Origin of the sequence: Ruegeria sp. HKCCD8929, from assembly GCF_013031405.1 — a bacterium.
GTDB lineage: Bacteria > Pseudomonadota > Alphaproteobacteria > Rhodobacterales > Rhodobacteraceae > Ruegeria.
This window is the reverse complement of sequence record NZ_WPZY01000107.1, coordinates 1-2,850: the sequence shown is the minus strand read 5'-3', so window position 1 is coordinate 2,850 and position 2,850 is coordinate 1. Positions and strand designations below refer to the sequence as shown.

Annotated in this window: 3 protein-coding genes and 1 pseudogene; all 4 read left to right on the top strand. The window is 62.9% G+C overall.

Annotated features, from left to right (window positions below):
* Positions 1-266, top strand: a pseudogene (locus tag GOX53_RS29085) (oxidoreductase); the annotation flags it as partial.
* A gap of 144 nt (positions 267-410) precedes the next feature.
* Positions 411-1,319 (top strand): sugar phosphate isomerase/epimerase, encoded by a 909-nt coding sequence (locus tag GOX53_RS29080; protein ID WP_171182364.1) that lies wholly within the window; start codon positions 411-413, stop codon positions 1,317-1,319.
* Complete coding sequence (locus GOX53_RS29075) at positions 1,300-2,709, top strand: aldehyde dehydrogenase family protein (RefSeq protein WP_171182363.1); 1,410 nt, start codon at positions 1,300-1,302, stop codon at positions 2,707-2,709. The genes GOX53_RS29080 and GOX53_RS29075 overlap by 20 nt, the downstream gene beginning before the upstream one ends.
* Positions 2,709-2,850: thiamine pyrophosphate-binding protein (locus GOX53_RS30195; RefSeq protein WP_171182362.1), on the top strand; the 142-nt coding region annotated here is incomplete at its 3' end. The genes GOX53_RS29075 and GOX53_RS30195, both read left to right, overlap by 1 nt.

Here is a 2,850-nt window from a genome sequence, read left to right as displayed (position 1 = left end):
GGGGGCATGGTCATGGCGTCAGCGCTGAGGTTGAGCGGCTGGTCCGCACCGCGCGCGGCTTTCCCGAGGGCATCATCGAGGCCTGGGCCAACCTTTATACCGAGCTTGCCATGGCTGTGGCGGCTCGGCGGGACGGGGTGGTGGTGCCCGAGGGCTGGCTCGAATACCCGAATGTAGGGCAGGGCGCGGACGGGGTGCGCTTTACCGATGCCTCGGTCCGTTCGCACCGCTCCGGCGGCGAATGGGTGTCGATACAGGGCAGGTAACAGGACAACGGCAGGACATGAGCGAGCCCGGGCTCATTTCATTTTCGGTCCATGTTGAAGATTGATATTTGTCAAAATATCAGATATTTTTTAATACATGTGATGAAATTGGATTCGCGGTCGATACCCTGGGGGATGCAGCATATGTCAGGCACTGACGCGGCAAGCGTCTCACGATACTCGTTGGCGCATCTCACGCTGATTGGCTGCACGCCGCCCGAACTGGTCTATATCGCCGCCCGCGCCGGGTATGACGCGGTCAGTCCCCGGTTCATCCCGATGCATGTGCCCGGAGAGTTCACCCAGTCGCCCATCGACAGGGCACAGGTGCAGGCGACGAAAACCGCGCTGGACACCACCGGCTTGCAGGTTCTGGACGTGGAGCTGGCGCGGATTACCGAGGATGTCGATCCCCGCAGCTTTGAACGCTCGCTCGAACTCGGCGGAGAGCTGGGCGCCAGGCGCATGATCATGAGCGCCTGGACCAAGACCCGCGATGACCGGGATTTTCTGATCGACGTCTATTCCGAGACCTGCGAACTGGCCGCGCCTTACGGGCTGAGTGTCGATCTGGAATTTCCGTCTTTTTCCCGGTTGCGCACGCTGGACGAGGCGCTGGATATCGTCCGCGCCGCCGATCAGCCCAATGGCGGCATTCTGGTCGATACGCTTTATCTGCATCTCAGCCGCGTCGATGTCGGCGAACTGCTGCATGTGCCCGCTGATCTCCTGCATTTCCTGCACATTTCGGACTGCCTGCCCGGCATCGCCGATACCCGGGAAGGCATGATCCAGCTGGCCCGCGACGCGCGGCTCTATCCTGGTGAAGGCTGGATCGATTTTGCCGGGATCATCGAACGGATGCCGCCGGTGGATTACTCGATCGAGCTGCCGAACCAGAGCCGGGTGGCCGAGCTTGGCTATGAGGAACACGCGCGGCGCTGCCTGAGCCATGCGAAACGCACCTTTGGCGATGCCCGCTCGCAGCGGCGCAGGCCCGACCCTTCCACACTCCATTCAAACGAGGACTACCATGAGCAGAGAGCTCACTGAGAACGACCGCCATCTGGCGGCGGACATGCTGGAGCGCGCCCGCGCAGCCATGGCCCGGATCGAGGACTGGCCGCAGGACCGGCTCGACAAGCTGGCGCAGGCCATCGGCTGGTATGCCGGGAATGAGGCCACGTTCACGCGGCTGGCGCAGATGGGGGTGGACGAGAGCGGGATCGGCGACCGCGAGGGGCGCCCCGCCAAGCGCTTCAAGATCCACGGCGTTCTGCGCGACGCCCTGCGGCAGAAATCGACCGGCGTGGTCGAGGTGGATGAGGGCAGGGGGCTCGTCAAATACGCCAAGCCTGCCGGAGTGATCGCCTCGTTGATCCCGATGACGAACCCGGCGCTGACCCCGCCGGTGACTGGCATCTATGCGGTCAAGGCGCGCGACGCGGTGATCTTCTCTCCGCACCCGCGCACCCGGCAGACCACCGCCGAGATGATTCAGGTGATGCGCGCGGCCTGTGCGGCTGTCGGCGCGCCCGAGGACCTGTTCCAATGCGTGACGCATCCGTCGATCCCGCTGACCCAGCACCTGATGGAGATCTGCGATCTGACGTTGGCCACCGGCGGCAAACCCATGGTCAAGGCTGCCTACAGTTCGGGCCGGCCGGCTTATGGCGTGGGCGCCGGCAACTCGTCGATCGTGATCGACGAGACTGCCGATATCGAGATTGCCGCCGCCAATACCCGCATGTCCAAGACCTCGGATTTCGGGTCGGGCTGTTCGGCGGATGGCAACATCATCATTCAGCGCTCGATCTACGACCGGATGGTCCGGGCGCTCAAGGCCGAGGGCGGCTATCTCTGCAATGCCGAGGAGAAGACCCTGCTGGAAAAGGCCATGTGGGACAAAAATGGCAACCGCACCTTTCCGACCATCGCCTGCCGCCCGCAGCAGACCGCCGAGGTGGGGGGGTTCTCGATCCCCGAGGACCGAAAATTCCTGATGGTCGAAAATCAGGGCCAGATCGGCAAGGAACACAAGTTCTCGAAGGAAAAGCTGACCACGCTGATGGCGCTCTACCATTTCGACACGTTCGACGATGCGTTGGACATTGTCCGGCAGATCTATGAGGTCGGCGGCAAGGGCCATTCCTGCGGCATCTACAGCCATGATGACGATCATATCGACGCGCTGGCGCGGGTGGCGCCGGTCAGCCGCATGATGGTGCGCCAGCCGCAATCCAAGGCCAACGCGGGCAGCTTCACCAACGGAATGCCGATGACCAGCTCGCTGGGCTGCGGCATCTGGGGCGGCAACATCACCAACGAGAATGTCAGCCTCAAGCATTTCATGAACTACACCTGGGTCAGCCGGCCCATTCCCGAAGACCGCCCCAGCGAGGTTGAGCTGTTCGGCGAATTTTACGGACAGGAGGTCGCGTGATGGACGGCGCACAAACCAAGGGCAAGACCGTTGCCGAACATATCGTGGATTATCTTGAGCGGCGCGAGGTCCGCCATGTCTTTGGCCTGTGCGGCCACACCAATATCGCGGTGCTGGCGGCGCTGGCCGAAAGCCCGATTG